This window comes from Enterococcus sp. HMSC078F03 (genome assembly GCF_001811595.1).
Lineage (GTDB): Bacteria > Bacillota > Bacilli > Lactobacillales > Enterococcaceae > Enterococcus > Enterococcus faecalis.
This window is the reverse complement of sequence record NZ_KV805554.1, coordinates 15911-32900: the sequence shown is the minus strand read 5'-3', so window position 1 is coordinate 32900 and position 16990 is coordinate 15911. Positions and strand designations below refer to the sequence as shown.

Below are 16990 nucleotides of genomic sequence, written 5' to 3'. Positions count from 1 at the left end.
AGTGCATAAAGAATTTAACGAGAAGAGGTGAGGCAAGTGCCTTCATTTAAACAATTTCAATTTCAACCTTTTATCAACGAAGCACTCGCAGAAAAAGGGTTTGAAGAACCAACAGAAGTCCAAGAAAAATTAATCCCAATCATTAAGAAAGGGAAAAGTGTCATTGGACAATCGCAAACAGGAAGTGGAAAGACGCATACTTTTTTACTTCCATTAATGGATAAAGTTAAGCCAACTATCGACGAAGTGCAGATTGTGATTACTGCGCCTAGTCGTGAATTAGCCAATCAAATTTATCAAGAAGCGCAGCAACTGGCTCGTTTCAGTCAACCAGAAATTCGCGTGTCAAATTTTGTTGGCGGAACAGATAAACAACGTCAATTAACTAAATTAAAGCATCAGCAACCTCATGTGGTGATTGGTACACCAGGGCGGATTTTAGATATGATGAATGAACAAGCTTTGAAAGTGCATACAGCTTTTGCCTTTGTTGTCGATGAAGCAGACATGACATTAGATATGGGCTTTTTAGCAGAAGTCGATCAAATTGCAGGTCGTTTGCCAGAAAAATTACAAATGCTCGTTTTTTCTGCAACGATTCCAGAAAAATTACGACCATTTTTAAAAAAATATTTAGAAAATCCAGTGATTGAACACATCAAACCAAAAGCAGTTATTTCAGAAACAATTGACAATTGGTTGATTTCCACCAAAGGAAAAAACAGCAATCAAATAATTTATCAATTATTGACTATCGGGCATCCTTATTTAGCGATTGTTTTTGCAAATACTAAACAAAGAGTTGATGAAATCACCGATTACTTAAAAGATCAAGGCCTAAAAGTTGCCAAAATTCATGGAGACATTACACCACGCGAAAGAAAACGTGTGATGCGTCAAGTTCAAAATCTTGACTACCAATATGTGGTAGCTACTGATTTAGCCGCACGTGGGATTGATATTGAAGGGGTTTCACATGTCATCAATGCAGAAGTTCCACATGAATTGGATTTCTTTATCCATCGGGTTGGTCGCACAGGGCGTAATGGATTGAATGGGACTGCCATAACATTATATTCACCAGCAGATGATGAAGCGATTACTCAGATTGAGCAGTTAGGTGTTTCTTTCAAACCAAAAGAAATTAAAAATGGTGAGATTGTAGAGACGTATGATCGCAATCGTCGAACAAAACGAGAAAAATCTCGAGAAGAATTAGACCCAACGTTAATTGGTTTAGTGAAAAAGAAAAAGAAAAAAATTAAACCAGGATACAAGAAAAAAATTAATTGGGCAATTGAAGACAGCAATAAGAAAAAACGTAAAATTGAACGTCGTCAGAAAGATCGTTCTGCTAGAAAAGCAAAAAAGAATTCTTCTAACTAAAAACGTTGTGGATTATTTAAAGTAAGGGACGAGAATCTTTAAGATTCTCGTCCCTTACTTTTTTATATGATAAATATTTAAGTCACTTTTAAAATAACTCTTTTTTTAAAGTGACTATTGCTAAAAGTAGAGAAATTTACCGATTAATTGTAAAGATTTTTGTTAAAAACATCAAAATGTTAGTGTTTAGAACCAACATTTTGATGTTTTCTCAAGAAAAAAATGATAAAATTACAGATTTTTTGGCATGTTTTAGCAAAAAGTAGGAAGTTTCGGCCTTTTTTTTGTAAAAAAATCGGCTTTATTAGTTGATATTAAAGGAAATTCATTTTTTTTTACGGAGGATAAAAAAATTTCACACACAAAAAAATGCATTTTCTAATATAATATAAATAACCACTAAAATAAAGAATAAAGGAGCGAAGAGAGATGAAGATAAAAAGGTATTTATTAATCAATCGCTGGAGGAAACACGCGATTTGGTAACGTATTTTGATCGGTGCGTTTAGTTATGGGTAACAGAAAGAAGTTCTAGGAGGAAAGAAAAAATGAGAAGGATTTTGGTATTAACAAAGAACATTTTAGTTGAGCAAACATTTCAGCAGCAATTACAATATTTAAATTATGAAGTCTTTTGTACAAACTGCTTTGAAGAAACTGTAGAACACGAGTTAACTTTTTTTAATTATTTTGATGCAATTGTGTTAAGCGAAACACTTTCTCAGAACGATTGCTTGAGATTATTAGGAAGTCTTTCATCATTAGAGAAGCCGATTTATCGACGTTCACAATCGATGTGTAACAAACGTGAAGCGGAGATTTGGCAGGAAAGAGGCATTATCCGGTGGTTGGGCCTCAAAGATTCATTGGAAGAGATTCGTGAAAAAATTGACACGGTGGATCAAAGTTTTGCCGAAGCAACAGCCGAGCTACTTGATGACCAAGTAAAAAAGATTCGCTTTACAAAAAACGAGCAACGCTTTTTAAAAATCTTGTATCAGCATGCCCACGAAGGGTTGGATCGTGATCAAATTTGTCGCTTGCTTTGGCAGAAAGAACCAGATGCTTCTACAAAATCGCAGCTGTCTTTTGTATGTAAACGAGTGAAACAAAAATTTAGTGATGCAGGTATGAATGAAGAGATTATTACGACCTCTTGGGGAAAAGGGTATCAAATAAATGAAAAAATTTTGCCTTATTTAGAGCAAACGTTGTTTGAAACAGCTTAGTAAGGAAAGATTCCTACGAAAACAATTGACTTTTCGGTAGATTTTTCTTATACTTTTGACTATAAGCTAAAGGATATGAGGAATCTTATTTGGATCACAGAAAGCCGTTCATTGCTGAGAGAAGGGCATCAGATAAATTTACTTGCTCCCTTTAGATGGACTTGATAGAAATATCAACGCGACTCTGCGTTATAGAGCTTAAGAGGTAATGATCCAACATCATTGCAATCAAGGTGGTACCGCGAGCAATCGTCCTTGACTGCAATGGTGTTTTTTTGTTCACAATCTGCCACTTAAGAGGGTACAAAACATAAATAGTTAATTATTAATAGAAAGTAGGAAAATCAATGAAAGAATTAACAAGTAGTCAAGTTCGCCAAATGTATTTAGACTTCTTTAAGTCTAAAGGACATTCAGTAGAACCAAGCGCTTCTTTAGTACCAGTAAACGATCCAACATTATTATGGATTAACTCTGGTGTTGCAACCTTGAAAAAATATTTTGATGGCTCTGTTGTGCCAGAAAATCCAAGAATTACGAATGCTCAAAAATCTATTCGTACAAATGATATTGAGAATGTTGGGAAAACGGCTCGTCATCATACAATGTTTGAAATGTTAGGGAACTTCTCAATTGGAGATTATTTTAAAAATGAAGCGATTCACTGGGCTTGGGAATTCTTAACTGGTGCTGAATGGCTTGCTTTTGACCCTGAAAAATTATATGTGACTGTTTATCCGAAAGATACAGAAGCAAAACGCATTTGGCGTGATGAAGTTGGTTTATCTGAAGACCATATTATTGATGTAGAAGATAACTTCTGGGATATCGGTGCTGGTCCAAGTGGGCCGGATACGGAAATCTTTTATGATCGCGGCGAAGAATTTTTAGATATTCCAGAAGATGATCCAGAAAATTATCCTGGTGGCGAAAATGAACGCTATTTAGAAATTTGGAACTTAGTGTTCTCTGAATTTAACCATACACCAGAAGATACGTATGAACCATTACCACATAAAAACATTGATACGGGCATGGGCTTGGAACGTGTTGTATCTATTATTCAAGATGCACCAACAAATTTTGAAACTGATTTATTTATGCCAATCATTCATGCGGTAGAAGCTTTAGGAACCAATGTAAAATATGGAGATGCACCACAAACGGATGTTTCCTTTAAAGTGATTGCTGACCATATTCGTGCCTTATCCTTTGCAATTGGTGATGGTGCGCTTCCTTCAAATGAAGGTCGTGGCTATGTGTTACGTCGTTTATTACGTCGTGCGGTAATGCACGGGAAAAAATTAGGCATTAATGAAGCCTTTTTATACAAATTAGTGCCTGTTGTTGGCGAAATCATGGTAAGTTACTATCCAGAAGTATTACAACAAAAAGACTTCATCGAAAAAGTGGTTCGGACAGAGGAAGAACGTTTCCATGAAACCATCAATGAAGGTTTGAGCATGTTAAATGAGGTTATTAAAGAAGTTAAAGATGCAAAAGGCGATACATTAGATGGAAAAATTATCTTCAAACTTTATGATACTTTTGGCTTCCCGGTAGAATTAACGGAAGAAGTTGCAGAAGATGAAGGCTTGAAAGTCGATCATGCTGGGTTTGAGACAGAAATGGAAGCACAGCGTGAACGTGCTCGTTCTGCCCGCAGTAAAGAAACTTCAATGGGTGTTCAATCTGCTTTATTAACAGATATTAAAGTAGAAAGTAAATTTGTTGGCTATACAGAATTAACACATGATAGTGAATTATTTGTTATTATTCAAGGTGACGCACTAGTAAATGAAGCATCTGCAGGAACAGCCGAATTAATTTTTGCTGAAACACCATTTTATGCTGAAATGGGTGGACAAATTGCTGACCGCGGCTATGTAAAAAATACCGCAGGGGAAGTCGTTGCCAACGTGGTAGATGTGAAAAAAGCACCAAACGGTCAATTTTTACACAAAGTAGAAGTTTTGGCGCCATTAGCAGAAGGTCAAATTTATCAATTGCAAGTGGACGAACGGATGCGGACACGTATTTTGAAAAATCATACGGCAACCCATTTATTGCATCGTGCGTTAAAAGATGTGTTAGGGGAGCATGCCAACCAAGCAGGCTCATTAGTTGCACCAGGACATCTACGTTTTGACTTTACTCATTTTGGGCAAGTTACATCAGAAGAACTAGCGCGGATGGAAGCCATCGTTAACGAAAAAATCTGGGAAGCTATTCCTGTTGTCACAATTGAAACAGATATTGATACAGCGAAAAACATGGGCGCAATGGCGTTATTTGGCGAAAAATATGGCAAAGAAGTCCGTGTAGTTAATATTGGGGATTACTCTATCGAATTATGTGGTGGAACACACGTTGCTAATACAGAAGATATCGGGATTTTCAAAATTGTTTCTGAATCTGGGATTGGTGCAGGAGTACGCCGTATTGAAGCAGTGACGAGTAAAGAAGCGTATCAACTTTTACAAGAAGAAGAACGTCAATTGAAAGAGATTGCTACATTAGTTAAATCACCTCAATTAAAAGAAGTGGTTACGAAAACAGAGCAATTGCAACAACAATTACGTGATCTACAAAAAGAAAACGAACAATTGGCTGGTAAATTAGCGAACCAACAAGCTGGTGACATTTTTAAAGATGTCAAAGACGTCAACGGTGTTCGTTATATTGCCGCTCAAGTCAATGTTAAAGACATGAATCAATTACGCCAATTGGCCGACCAATGGAAACAAAAAGAATTGTCTGATGTACTAGTTCTAGCAACTGCACAAGATGAAAAAGTAAGCTTGTTAGCGGCTATGACAAAAGACATGAACGGAAAAGGCCTAAAAGCCGGTGACTTAATCAAAGCAATTGCGCCAAAAGTTGGCGGTGGCGGCGGTGGTCGTCCTGATATGGCTCAAGCTGGTGGGAAAAATCCAGCAGGGATTGCGGATGCCTTAGCAGAAGTTGAAAACTGGTTGGCAAATGCCTAATTTAAAATGTTTTCCCTATTATTAATATAAGGAGAATGCTCTTTATAGCAATAATGACAGCCCTCTTCAAAGTTATGAAATTGATTTTGAAGGGGGTTCTTTTTTATAAGTGATTACGGAGAGAAAACAGCAGATTGCACGAATGTGTAAGTTTTCATCTTCAATTGACAATGGTATAATAAGCAACGGAGGAATCAAAAATATGAATGAAAATCAATTATCAAAACGTCTCGCAACGGTTGGTGATTTAATCCCTAGAGGAAGTCGCTTAGCAGACATTGGTTCAGACCATGCTTATTTACCAGTTGCTTTAATGTTAGAAAATAAACTGTCTTTTGCTGTGGCTGGGGAAGTGGTAGAAGGCCCTTATCAATCTGCCAAAACCCAAGTCAGTAAATCCAATTTGACGGATAAAATTATCGTACGTTTAGCGAACGGGCTAGATGCAATTGAACCTGAAGATCAAATAGACGTCATTAGTATTTGTGGAATGGGCGGCACATTAATCCGAGATATTTTAGAAGCTGGACGCAAAAAAAATCGTTTAACAGGGAAGAAACGCCTTGTTTTACAACCGAATATTGGTGAACCAACTTTACGCCGCTGGTTAATGGTAAACGACTACAGTATTATTGATGAAACAATCGTGGAAGAAAACCGTAAATTGTATGAAATTATCGTAGCCGAAAAAACAGAGCAATCCGTTTCTTATACGGACCAAGAATTACTATTTGGGCCAGTTTTAATTAAAAAACAAGGACCGGTTTTTACTAAAAAATGGCAACGAGAATTAAAACAGCGCAAAACTGTTCTTGCACAACTAGCAAAAGCAAGTGGAGAACATATTGAAAAACAAGCGAAACTACAGCAAGACCAACAATTAATTGAGGAGGTACTGACCAATGGCTGTGAACGGTAAGACATTGATTCGACGCTTCAATGACTATTGTCCCGAGTGGTTAGCTGAAACGGGAGATCCTGTGGGCTTGCACATTGGTACGTTAGATAAACCAATTGAAAATGTGATGGTTACCTTAGATGTTCGTCCTGAGGTCGTTGAAGAAGCAATTGAGAAGCAGGTTGATTTAATTATTGCGAAACACCCACCTATTTTCCGCCCAGTTAAGCGATTAACCACAGATAATTTTCAAGAAAAAATGTACGCTGATTTATTAAAACACGATATTGCTGTTTACGCAGCGCATACTAATATGGATATTATTGACAATGGCTTAAACGATTGGTTTTGTGAATTATTGGGAATTAAACAGACCACCTTTTTAACTAAAACACATACTGTTCCTTATAAAAAATTAGCCGTTTTTGTGCCAATTGATGAAGCTCCGCAAATGAGAGAAGCTTTAGGTCTAGCTGGCGCTGGAGCTCAAGGTGATTATTCTAAAACAAGTTACTCTTTAATTGGAACAGGACGTTTTACACCAACACAAGGAGCAAATCCCACGATTGGCGAAATTGGTCAAGAAAGTGTCGTCCAAGAAGCAAAAATCGAAGTGATTTTCCCTGAAACTAAGCAGGAACAAGTTCTTGCAGCTATGTTACAAGCGCATCCTTATGAAGAACCGGCGTATGATGTTTATACCATTGAAAATCAATCAAAAGAATTTGGTTTAGGTCGGGTTGGAGTATTAGACAAGCCTGTGAGATTCTCTGATTTTGTACAGCAAGTCAAGGAAGCTTTCCAATTGGACGGCTTGCGGGTCATTGCAAAAGATGATACTAAAATGATTCAACGGGTAGCCATTTGTGGTGGAAGTGGTGAAAAATTCTATCATGATGCATTACGTAAACAAGCCGATGTCTATATTACTGGTGATGTGTATTATCATACGGCACATGACATGATTGCTGAAGATTTACCAGTCATCGATCCTGGTCATTACATTGAAGCGCTTTGTAAGCCAAAACTTGTGGAATTAATGAATCAATGGAAACAAGAAAATGAGTGGGCTGTATCCATTTTTGAATCAGAAGCGAATACCAACCCATTTCGTTTTAAATAAAAAATGAAGATTAAAGGAGTGTTCTTTTATGTATGAAAATTTATTACCTCGTTTTTTACGCTATGTGAAAACAGAAACACGCTCAGATGCAACAAGCACAACGACACCATCAACACAAACACAAGTAGCCTTTGCACAAACCTTAAAAAAAGAATTAGAAGAATTAGGAATGAGCGATGTTATTTATAACGAAACAAATGGTTTTGTAATTGCTACGTTACCTAGTAACGTGGAGAAAGACGTTCGTTCAATCGGCTTTATTGCCCATATGGATACCGCTGATTTTAATGCAGTGAATGTTTCTCCGCAAATTGTTGAGAACTATGACGGAGAATCAACGATTCCTTTAGATAAAGAAGGCAAATTCACTTTAAATACGAAAGACTTTCCTAACTTAAAAAATTATCGTGGTGAAACACTTATCACAACCGATGGTACCACTTTATTAGGGGCTGATGATAAATCAGGTATTGCGGAAATAATGACAGCCATGGAATATTTAATTAATCACCCAGAAATTAAACATGGCACCATTCGTGTGGCTTTCGGTCCTGACGAAGAAATTGGTGTAGGTGCCGACAAATTTGATGTCGCTCAATTTAACGTGGATTTTGCTTATACAATGGATGGCGGACCAGTAGGTGAATTACAATTTGAAACGTTTAATGCGGCGCAAGCAGAAATTACAATTCAAGGGAAAAACGTTCATCCAGGAACAGCAAAAAATACAATGATTAATGCGTTACAATTAGGAATTGATTTCCATAATGCCTTACCTGCTGACGAAGTTCCAGAAAAAACAGAAGGTGAAGAAGGCTTTTATCATTTAGCAGCGTTTGCTGGAACGCCAGAAGAAGCTACAATGACATATATTATTCGCGATCACAATCGCGAGATTTTTGAAGCACGTAAAGCTAAAATTAAAGAAATTCAGCAAACATTGAATGCACCATTTGATGAAGAACGAATTAAAGTTGATTTATTTGATCAATACTATAATATGCGAGAAGTGATTGAAAAAGATATGTCCATTATCGAAATTGCTAAACAAGCAATGGAAGAATTGTCAATTCAACCAATTATTGAACCTGTTCGCGGTGGAACGGATGGCTCAAAAATTTCTTATTTAGGGATTCCAACACCAAATATCTTTGCTGGTGGCGAAAATATGCATGGCCGTTTTGAATTTGTTTCATTACAAGCCATGGAAAAAGCGACCAATGTGATTATTAAAATTGCTGAATTAAATGCAAAATAAATGAGGCACTCAATAGGAAAGTAAGAAAACGGGCAACCGAGAGCTTACTTTCCTGTTGTAGTTTCATGAGTCATTGAAAATTTTTTTGCAATTAGAATCAGAACAAGGTATCCTAGTACAGTAACTAGTTAGGAGGCCAGAAAGAATGCTTCAGTGGATAGTAATCATTTATCTCCTCGTCATTAATTTAGTATTGTTTAGTATGATGGGTTATGATAAAAAACAAGCAAAACGTGGGAACTGGCGTATTCCAGAACGCCGCTTATTGACGATAGGACTTGTCGGTGGCGGTCTAGGTGGGCTAATGGGACAAAAGAAATTTCATCATAAAACCCAAAAACCAGTTTTTGCATTGTGTTATTCAATTGGCGTAATCGCGATGATTAGTTGCATCTATCTAACGTTTAAGTAAGAACAAAAAAGGAGAAGCGATGAAAGGAAAAGTAAAAATTGGCTTAAATATGTTGTTAATGATTATCGTTTTAGGCGTAATCTTTTATGTCATGGATAATTCATTAAGTGATATTTTTGCTCAACTGATGGAAACAAGTTGGCTGGTGCTGATTGCTGTTATTTTTTTTGGTGTAGTTTATCAATTTGCAGAAGGGCGCTCAATCAAGGAAATAGCTCGTTATTTTAACAAAGACTTTACGACAGTGGATGGTTTTTTTACTTCTTGTTATGTAGCATTTTATCGGATTATTTCATTTGGCACGGGAACCTTGCTTTCAGAAATTTATTTTTATAAGAAAAAGGGAATTCCTGTTTCTAAAAGTGTGGGGATAACGGCATTACATATGATTATGTACAAAGCAGCCGTGATTTTTTTAGCAATTATTGGTTTGATTATTCAATTTTCCCTGTTTTATGAAAATGCGCCTAAGATGATTCCATTCATTTTAGCAGGTGTTATTTTAACATTAGTAATAATTGCAGCATTACTTATTTTATCTAGTAGCTTAAAGTTGCAAGTTTTATTGGTTAAGTTTGCCAATCGTTGGTTTAAACGACCAAAACTAAGAGATTGGGTGGATAATTGTAATTTACAAATCTATTCCTTGCGGGCGGCTGTCCAAACAATTACACAAGATCGCTCAGCGTTGCTTCGAATCTTTTCATGGAATGTATTTAAATTATTATTTTGGTACATTATTCCTTACATTGTTTTAGTAGAAAATCACCCGAATATTGATTTATTATTAGTGATGTCCTTTACCAGTTTTGCTGTTATTCTTTCAGGAGTTATTCCGACACCTGCTGGCATTGGTCCATTTGAATTTGTTTACTTATTGTTGTTTAAACCATTGGTCGGCAATGTTGATGCTGTAGCATCTGTTTTACTGTATCGATTTGGTAGCTTTGTGTTACCCTTTTTGATTGGCTTGGTTTATGTCGCCATTGAGAAACGAAAATCATTACGCATTGAGATTGAAGAAATAAAACGTCAAACCGATGAATAAGGTAGAACGAGAAAAAGAGCGACTCTTTTTCTCGTTCTTTTTTTTTAAAAGGAATTGACTTGTACGAGGGATGTCTTATAATAGACTTAATACATGACTAAAAAATATTTTTTTGAACTAATAAAAATTATGGTAAAGGGGTGGCGAAAATTATTGCTGATTGTACAGCAGTGCTGTTATGCGGCGGGAAAAGTTCACGGATGGGATTTGATAAAGCATTATTGAAAATTCAAGGCCAATACGTGATCTTGCAAACAGCTGAAAAGTTAATGGAACTGTTCGAAGAGGTTATTTTAGTAACGAATGATAGTCAAAAATTTCCTAAGGCGTTTAGAAAATGCACAATCATTCAAGATATGTATCTTGGAAAGGGGCCATTAGGTGGGATTGTGACAGCAATGAACTATACTCAGAAAGCTGAAGTGTTTGTAATTGCCTGTGATATACCAACTTTTTCTCCTAAACTTGTGTATCAGTTAGCCTCTAAGCGTGGACAAAATCAAGTAACAATCTTTGATTTTGAAGGTCGTCAAGAACCATTATTTGGCTTTCATCGATGTTCTTGTTTACCAACATTTCAAAAACAGCTTGCGCAAAATAACTATCAGATTCGGCAAGAATTTGAGCATCTATCTGTAAAAACGGTGCAACTATCAAAAGAGAATCAACTTAAAAATGTCAATCGAAAAGAAGAATTGTCTCAGTGGTATCGATAAAAAGGAGGAATCGTAATGGATTTTTTCAGTAGTGAAGAAATAGTTGCAAGCTTAGGTGATAAGGCAGAAATGAAAGGGAAATTATCGTTTGTTCGACTCTGTATTTTAGGCATCATGGCTGGTTTTTGTATTGCACTGGGTTACTTGGCGTTTATTCGTATCACTGGAACCGCCCCCACAGAATGGGGAAGTTTTAACAATTTTCTGGGTGGAGCTTTATTTCCAGTCGGATTGATAGCGCTTACTTTTGTTGGTGGTGAGTTAGCAACAGGCAATATGATGGTAATGACATTAGGCGTATTACAAAAAAAGGTTCGAGTGGGCGCTCTTTGTTATAACTGGATAGTTGTTTTATTGACCAATTGTCTAGGCGGATTTCTTGTGGCGTATTTATTTGGCCATATTGTTGGGTTAACTGAAGGTGCGTTTCTGGATAAAACAGTCGCAGTTGCTCAGGCGAAAATTGCTGATCCACCGCTAGTTGCTTTTGTTTCAGGGATTGGCTGTAATATTTTTGTTTGTTTAGCGGTTTATCTCGGAGCGTTGGCAAAATCATATTTAGGTAAAATGTTTGGCTTATGGTTTCCTGTCATGGTTTTCGTTGTTTGTGGGTTTCAACACGTGGTCGCCAATGCATTTATTATTCCAGCGGCAATTTTTTCACAAAGCACCGCAATCAGTTGGTGGGATTATTTGCAAAATACACTATGGGTATTTTTAGGCAATGCGGTAGGGGGCAGTCTTTTTATGGCCGTACCATTGATCTTTATGACAAAACCAGCAACTGTCAAACCAAGAGTTGAGAAAACGATTCAGACGGAGGAGCTCTATGGCAATTGAGGTACCAAACATGATTCAAATTGGATCTACCGGTCGGAATAGTGGCAAAACGACATTAGCCGAAGCCCTTATTAAACAGTACCAAGAAGTCTATCCAATTTATGGCTTGAAGATTATTACGATTAGTGGTCAACGAGGGGTGTGTCAACGAGGCACAAAAGGATGCGGAATTTGTACCAGTATTACAGCTGGTTATGAATTAGTAGAAGAGCAAGAGACGATTGGCAATAAAGATACCATGAAATTATTAGCTGCAGGTTGTCAAAAAGTTTTTCTATTGAAAGTTTTTCAAGAAAATTTGGCGGAAGCCATTCAGCAATTTCTGAAAGCTGTGCCGGCCCAAGCATTAATCATTTGTGAATCAAATTCATTACGTAATGTTGTGCAGCCAGGACTATTTCTTATGATGAATAACCAGAATCGCCAAAAAGAATCAGCAAAAAAAGTCATAGATAAAGCCGATTTTTGTTTACTATCTGCTGAAATACCAAAAGAATTGCGTATCTATTATCAAGGAGAACAACTTCAAGTTTCACTAAAAAGGGGGAATAAAAAGGAATGTGTGCATTAAGCTTAATTGAAAAAGAAGCGATTATTCTAGAAAACGATGCTGATCCACAACGAATTTTAAATATTTTAATTGAATTACAATTTGCTTCAGAGGAAGGGTATATCGATCAGGAAACAGCTCAATTAGTTGCAGAGCATCTACATTTAACGGAAGCGCGAGTCTATGAAATCGTCAGTTTCTATGCCATTTTAAAGACGGAACCGCAAGCGAAGTATGTCTTGAAGATTTGTAACAGTACGCCGTGTCATTATACTGGTGGAGCGATGGTTGCAGAGGTTTTAGAAACCATTTTAGAAGTGCCAGAGAATCAGCCGACCCCAGATGGCTTATTTATGTATCACAGTATTCCTTGTATCGGGGCTTGTGATTTAGGTCCAGTAATTAAAATTAAGGACACCGTTTTTAGTCAACTAACAGAAGAGAAAATTTATCAATTAATTCAACATTTGCAAAATGATTGCTATGAAGGATTGTAGGAGGTGAGTCAATGCTTAAGAGAAACCAACCAATGTTATTAGAGAGAATGGGGAAAATGCAATCTGCGACCGATGTTGCTGAATATTGTAAATACGATGGATTTGATGGTTTAAAAAGAGCAATTTCACTATCAGATGAAGAAATTTTAAACGAACTGGATGTTGCTCACTTAAGAGGTCGCGGTGGAGCAGCCTATCCTTTAGGAAAAAAATGGCGCCATCTTTATCATGCAAAAGGAACCACAAAGTACATTGTTTGTAATGCTGATGAAGGCGAACCAGGGACCTTTAAGGATAAAGTACTTTTATCTGAAGATCCATTGAGTGTGATTGAAGGAATGATCATTGCTGGCTATTTATTTTCAGCAAAAGCAGGTTATATTTATATGCGAGGAGAATATCGCAGAATCCAAAAAACATTTCAAGAAGCACTCGATAATGCACGACAAGCTGGCTTTTTAGGGGAAAACATTTTAGGAATTGAAGGATTTAATTATGATATTACGATTATTTCTGGTGCTGGCGCCTATATTTGTGGGGAAAATTCAGCACTTTTAAATTCGATTGAAGGAAAAACGGGGCGGCCGCGTGTCAAACCACCACACTTAGCAGATGTTGGCTTATATTTGCAACCAACATTAGTGAATAATGTTGAATCATTTGCAAGTGTTCCTGTAATTTTACGAGAAGGTGGACAAGCCTTTTTAGAGATGGGTACTGCCGATGGCGGCGGAACAAAGCTAATTTGTTTGTCTGGACATATTAAAAATCGGGGCTTATACGAGGTCAACCTTGGAACACCATTAGAAGAAATAATTTATGGCGAGCAATACGGCGGAGGCTCTGCAACTGGTCGAGCATTGAAATTTATTCACTTCGGTGGACAATCCGGTCCAATTGGTGCTGTCGCAACGTTAAGGGATTGTTTGTATTCCTACGAAGATTTATGGGCCCATGACTTATCTGTCGGCTCTGGTGCAATTGTAGTAATGGATGATTCAGTCAATGTTGTGGACTATTTAGTACACGTGGCGGCCTTTTTTGCTCATGAGTCCTGTGGTAAATGCACCCCTTGTCGATTGGGAACAACTAGGATTTTGGAATTATTGAGTAAATTCAATCGGAAAGAGGCAACAGCTAGTGATTTGCCACGATTGGAAAAGATGCTCACGCATGTCACGCGATTATCAGCTTGTGGTTTGGGCCAATCCGTCGCAAATCCAATGAAGAGTGCATTGGCTTTGTTTCCAGAAGAATTTGAAACGACTGCTGAAACAGAAATCTATGCCACCAGCAAAGGAGGTTGGTAAAAATGAAAACAAAGTTGCATACGCAAACAGTTACGTTGTCTATTGATAACCAAGAAGTAACTGTGCCTAAAGGGACTACCATTCTCGAAGCAGCGAAAGGGCTAGGTGTTGAAATCCCAACGCTCTGTCATTTAAAAGAATTAGCGCCTGATGGTTCTTGTCGGATGTGCGTGGTTGAGGTGGAAGGCGGCCGACGTGGTGGCTTAACAACTGCTTGTACGGCACATTGTCAAGAGGACATGGTTGTGTCAACGCATTCTGAAAAAGTTGCTGATTCCAGACGTTTTATTCTTGATTTATTATTGAGTAATCATAAATTAGAATGTTTTTCTTGTGGAAAAAACGGGGATTGTCAATTACAACAGTATGCGCTAGATTATGGGATTGATGCCACTAGCTTTACCGAGGGGAAAAGAATGCCTTGCCACCAAGAAGATACCAGTAATCCATTTTTCTCTTATGATCCAGAAAAGTGTATCATGTGTCGTCGTTGTGCCCGTGTCTGTCAATTGCGGCAGGGAAGAGATGTACTTAGTATTGCTAATCGTGGCTTTGAAACAAAAATGATGCCAAGTTATGGGCAGCCGTTTGATCAATCTATCTGTGAATCATGTGGCAATTGTGTCTCTTCCTGTCCTACAGGTGCGTTAACAGCAAAAGATACGAAAGAGTACCGCAAATGGGAAACCCAGAAAATCCCTACAACTTGTCCGCATTGTGGGACAGGCTGTCAGATGAATTTACTCGTTAAAAATAATCGTTTGGTGGGTGTTGAACCCCTGGATGGACCAGCTAATAAAAATTTACTTTGTGTGAAAGGAAAATTTGCTTCATATAAATTTGTTGGGTCAGGAGATCGCTTAACGGAGCCATTAATTAAACGGAATGGGATTTTTGAACCTGCTTCTTGGGAAGAAGCCTTAGCGCTTGTTTCGTCAAAATTTAACGAAATTAAAGCAGAAAACGGCGCGGATGCTCTTGCTGGTTTTTCGTGCTCTAGAGCAACAAATGAAGATAATTATGTCTTTCAAAAAATGGTGCGTGCTGCTTTTGGTACCAATAATGTTGATAACTGTGCCCGTGTTTGTCATTCGGCTTCGGTCCATGGTTTAGCCCAAACCTTAGGCTCTGGTGCGATGACCAATCCTATTGCTGATATCACTGAAGATGTCGATATGATTTTATTAGTAGGGTCCAATCCAGAAGAAGCTCATCCAGTTATTGGTGCGCAAATTCGCCAAGCCATCCAAAGAGGAACACAAGTTGTTGTTGTTGATCCGCGGAAAATTAACTTAGTGAAGGATAGTGCACTGCATTTACAAGTTCAGGCGGGAACGAATGTCGCATTTGCTAATGGCATGATGCATGTGATTTTGAAAGAAGGTTTAGCAGATCGCTACTTTATTGAAGAACGGACAGAAGGATTTTCAGATTTAGAAAAAATGGTGGCTGATTATACGCCGGAAAAAGTTGCAGAAATTTGTCATATTCATCCAGAAGATCTAATTCAAGCGGCACGCATGTATGCAAAAGCAGAAAAAGCACCAATCATTTATTGTTTAGGCGTAACGGAACATTCGACAGGAACTGAGGGTGTTATGAGTATGTCTAATTTGGCAATGTTGGTTGGTAAAGTTGGAAAACCTGGCTGTGGTGTCAATCCTTTGCGAGGTCAAAATAATGTTCAAGGTGCCTGTGATATGGGCTGTATGCCTTATGATTTCCCAGGCTATCAAAAAGTCAATAATCCAGAAGTAATCGACAAATTTGAAAAAGCTTGGCATGTGCCGCTAAATCGAAACACCGGTTTAACTTCTACTAAAGTCTTGCCAGCAGCAACGGCAGGAAACGTCAAAGGCCTTTATATTTTTGGAGAAGATCCAATTGTTACGGATCCAGACACAGGACATGTTCGTCAAGCTTTAGAAAGTTTAGACTTTTTAGTCGTTCAAGAATTATTTATGACCGAAACGGCTGCTTATGCAGATGTTGTTTTACCTGGCATCAGTTATGCAGAAAAAGATGGGACATTTACAAATACAGAACGGCGCGTGCAAAGAGTCCGCAAAGCTGTTGAACCAAGGGGACAAGCGCGAGAAGACTATGAAATTTTTTGTGAAGTCATGACACGGATGGGCTATCCTTGTGCGTATGAATCTGCAAAAGAAATTATGGAAGAAATTTCAGCTGTGACGCCTTCGTTTGGTGGAATTAATTATGAACGTTTAGAGAAGGAGAGCTTACAATGGCCTTGTCGTAGCTTGACAGATCCAGGCACGCCGATTATGCATGTGGGCAGTTTTGCTCGTGGGAAAGGTTTATTTAAAGCAATTCCGTATAAGCAAGCACAAGAATTACCAGATGAAGAGTACCCGTATTTAATGTCGACAGGCCGAATGCTTTACCATTACAATACCCGAGCAATGACAGGACGAACGGAAGGGATTAACCAAATAGCGAATCACTCTTATATTGAGATAAATGCCGTCGATGCACAAGCTCTGGGAATCCAAGAAGGTGACAAAGTGGAAGTACATTCTCGCCGTGGCAAAATTGAAACTTATGCGGCTGTCGGAAATCGAGTATTTCCGCAAGAAGTCTTTATGACATTCCACTTTCCAGATGGGAATGTTAACGAAATTACCAATGCTGTATTTGATGATATCGCCACAATTCCTGAATATAAAGTTTGTGCCGTTGCGATTAAACCAGTGAATAAATAAAAAAGGATGG

Annotated in this window: 14 protein-coding genes; all 14 read left to right on the top strand. The window is 37.8% G+C overall.

Annotated elements, in window-relative coordinates:
• Window positions 1-27 precede the first annotated feature (27 nt).
• Entirely contained in the window at window positions 28-1386 is a 1359-nt protein-coding gene (locus HMPREF2810_RS05025; RefSeq protein WP_002419772.1) for a DEAD/DEAH box helicase, read from the top strand.
• A gap of 548 nt (window positions 1387-1934) precedes the next feature.
• Window positions 1935-2615 (top strand): helix-turn-helix domain-containing protein, encoded by a 681-nt coding sequence (locus tag HMPREF2810_RS05020; RefSeq protein WP_002389199.1) that lies wholly within the window; start codon window positions 1935-1937, stop codon window positions 2613-2615.
• Window positions 2616-2962: 347 nt separating this feature from the next.
• A complete protein-coding gene (alaS, locus tag HMPREF2810_RS05015; RefSeq protein WP_002366615.1) occupies window positions 2963-5605 on the top strand; it encodes an alanine--tRNA ligase in 2643 nt (880 codons plus the stop codon).
• Window positions 5606-5807: 202 nt separating this feature from the next.
• Window positions 5808-6524: a tRNA (adenine(22)-N(1))-methyltransferase gene (locus HMPREF2810_RS05010; RefSeq protein ID WP_010715157.1), complete on the top strand. Its 717-nt coding sequence runs from the start codon at window positions 5808-5810 to the stop codon at window positions 6522-6524.
• On the top strand, window positions 6508-7626 hold the full coding sequence (locus HMPREF2810_RS05005; protein WP_010715158.1) for a Nif3-like dinuclear metal center hexameric protein: 1119 nt from the start codon (window positions 6508-6510) through the stop codon (window positions 7624-7626). The genes HMPREF2810_RS05010 and HMPREF2810_RS05005 overlap by 17 nt, the downstream gene beginning before the upstream one ends.
• Window positions 7627-7654: 28 nt before the next feature.
• Window positions 7655-8884, top strand: coding sequence for a peptidase T (gene pepT / locus HMPREF2810_RS05000; RefSeq protein WP_002419768.1), 1230 nt, complete (start codon window positions 7655-7657; stop codon window positions 8882-8884).
• Window positions 8885-9029: 145 nt separating this feature from the next.
• The gene (locus HMPREF2810_RS04995; protein WP_002384578.1) at window positions 9030-9296 is read left to right on the top strand and encodes a DUF1294 domain-containing protein; all 267 of its coding nucleotides are present in this window, start codon (window positions 9030-9032) and stop codon (window positions 9294-9296) included.
• 19 nt (window positions 9297-9315) lie between these two features.
• The gene (locus HMPREF2810_RS04990) at window positions 9316-10344 is read left to right on the top strand and encodes a lysylphosphatidylglycerol synthase transmembrane domain-containing protein (protein WP_002360426.1); all 1029 of its coding nucleotides are present in this window, start codon (window positions 9316-9318) and stop codon (window positions 10342-10344) included.
• A gap of 140 nt (window positions 10345-10484) precedes the next feature.
• Window positions 10485-11060, top strand: coding sequence for a molybdenum cofactor guanylyltransferase (locus HMPREF2810_RS04985; RefSeq protein ID WP_070635590.1), 576 nt, complete (start codon window positions 10485-10487; stop codon window positions 11058-11060).
• Between the two features lie 15 nt (window positions 11061-11075).
• Complete coding sequence (locus HMPREF2810_RS04980) at window positions 11076-11900, top strand: formate/nitrite transporter family protein (RefSeq protein ID WP_010715159.1); 825 nt, start codon at window positions 11076-11078, stop codon at window positions 11898-11900.
• A complete protein-coding gene (locus tag HMPREF2810_RS04975) occupies window positions 11890-12471 on the top strand; it encodes a hypothetical protein (RefSeq protein ID WP_002363879.1) in 582 nt (193 codons plus the stop codon). The genes HMPREF2810_RS04980 and HMPREF2810_RS04975 overlap by 11 nt, the downstream gene beginning before the upstream one ends.
• Complete coding sequence (locus HMPREF2810_RS04970) at window positions 12459-12947, top strand: NADH-quinone oxidoreductase subunit NuoE family protein (RefSeq protein WP_002357722.1); 489 nt, start codon at window positions 12459-12461, stop codon at window positions 12945-12947. Before HMPREF2810_RS04975 ends, HMPREF2810_RS04970 begins: the two co-directional genes overlap by 13 nt.
• Window positions 12948-12958: 11 nt before the next feature.
• A complete protein-coding gene (locus HMPREF2810_RS04965) occupies window positions 12959-14257 on the top strand; it encodes a complex I 51 kDa subunit family protein (protein ID WP_010715160.1) in 1299 nt (432 codons plus the stop codon).
• 2 nt (window positions 14258-14259) lie between these two features.
• Entirely contained in the window at window positions 14260-16980 is a 2721-nt protein-coding gene (gene fdhF, locus HMPREF2810_RS04960; protein WP_070635589.1) for a formate dehydrogenase subunit alpha, read from the top strand.
• Window positions 16981-16990 lie beyond the last annotated feature (10 nt).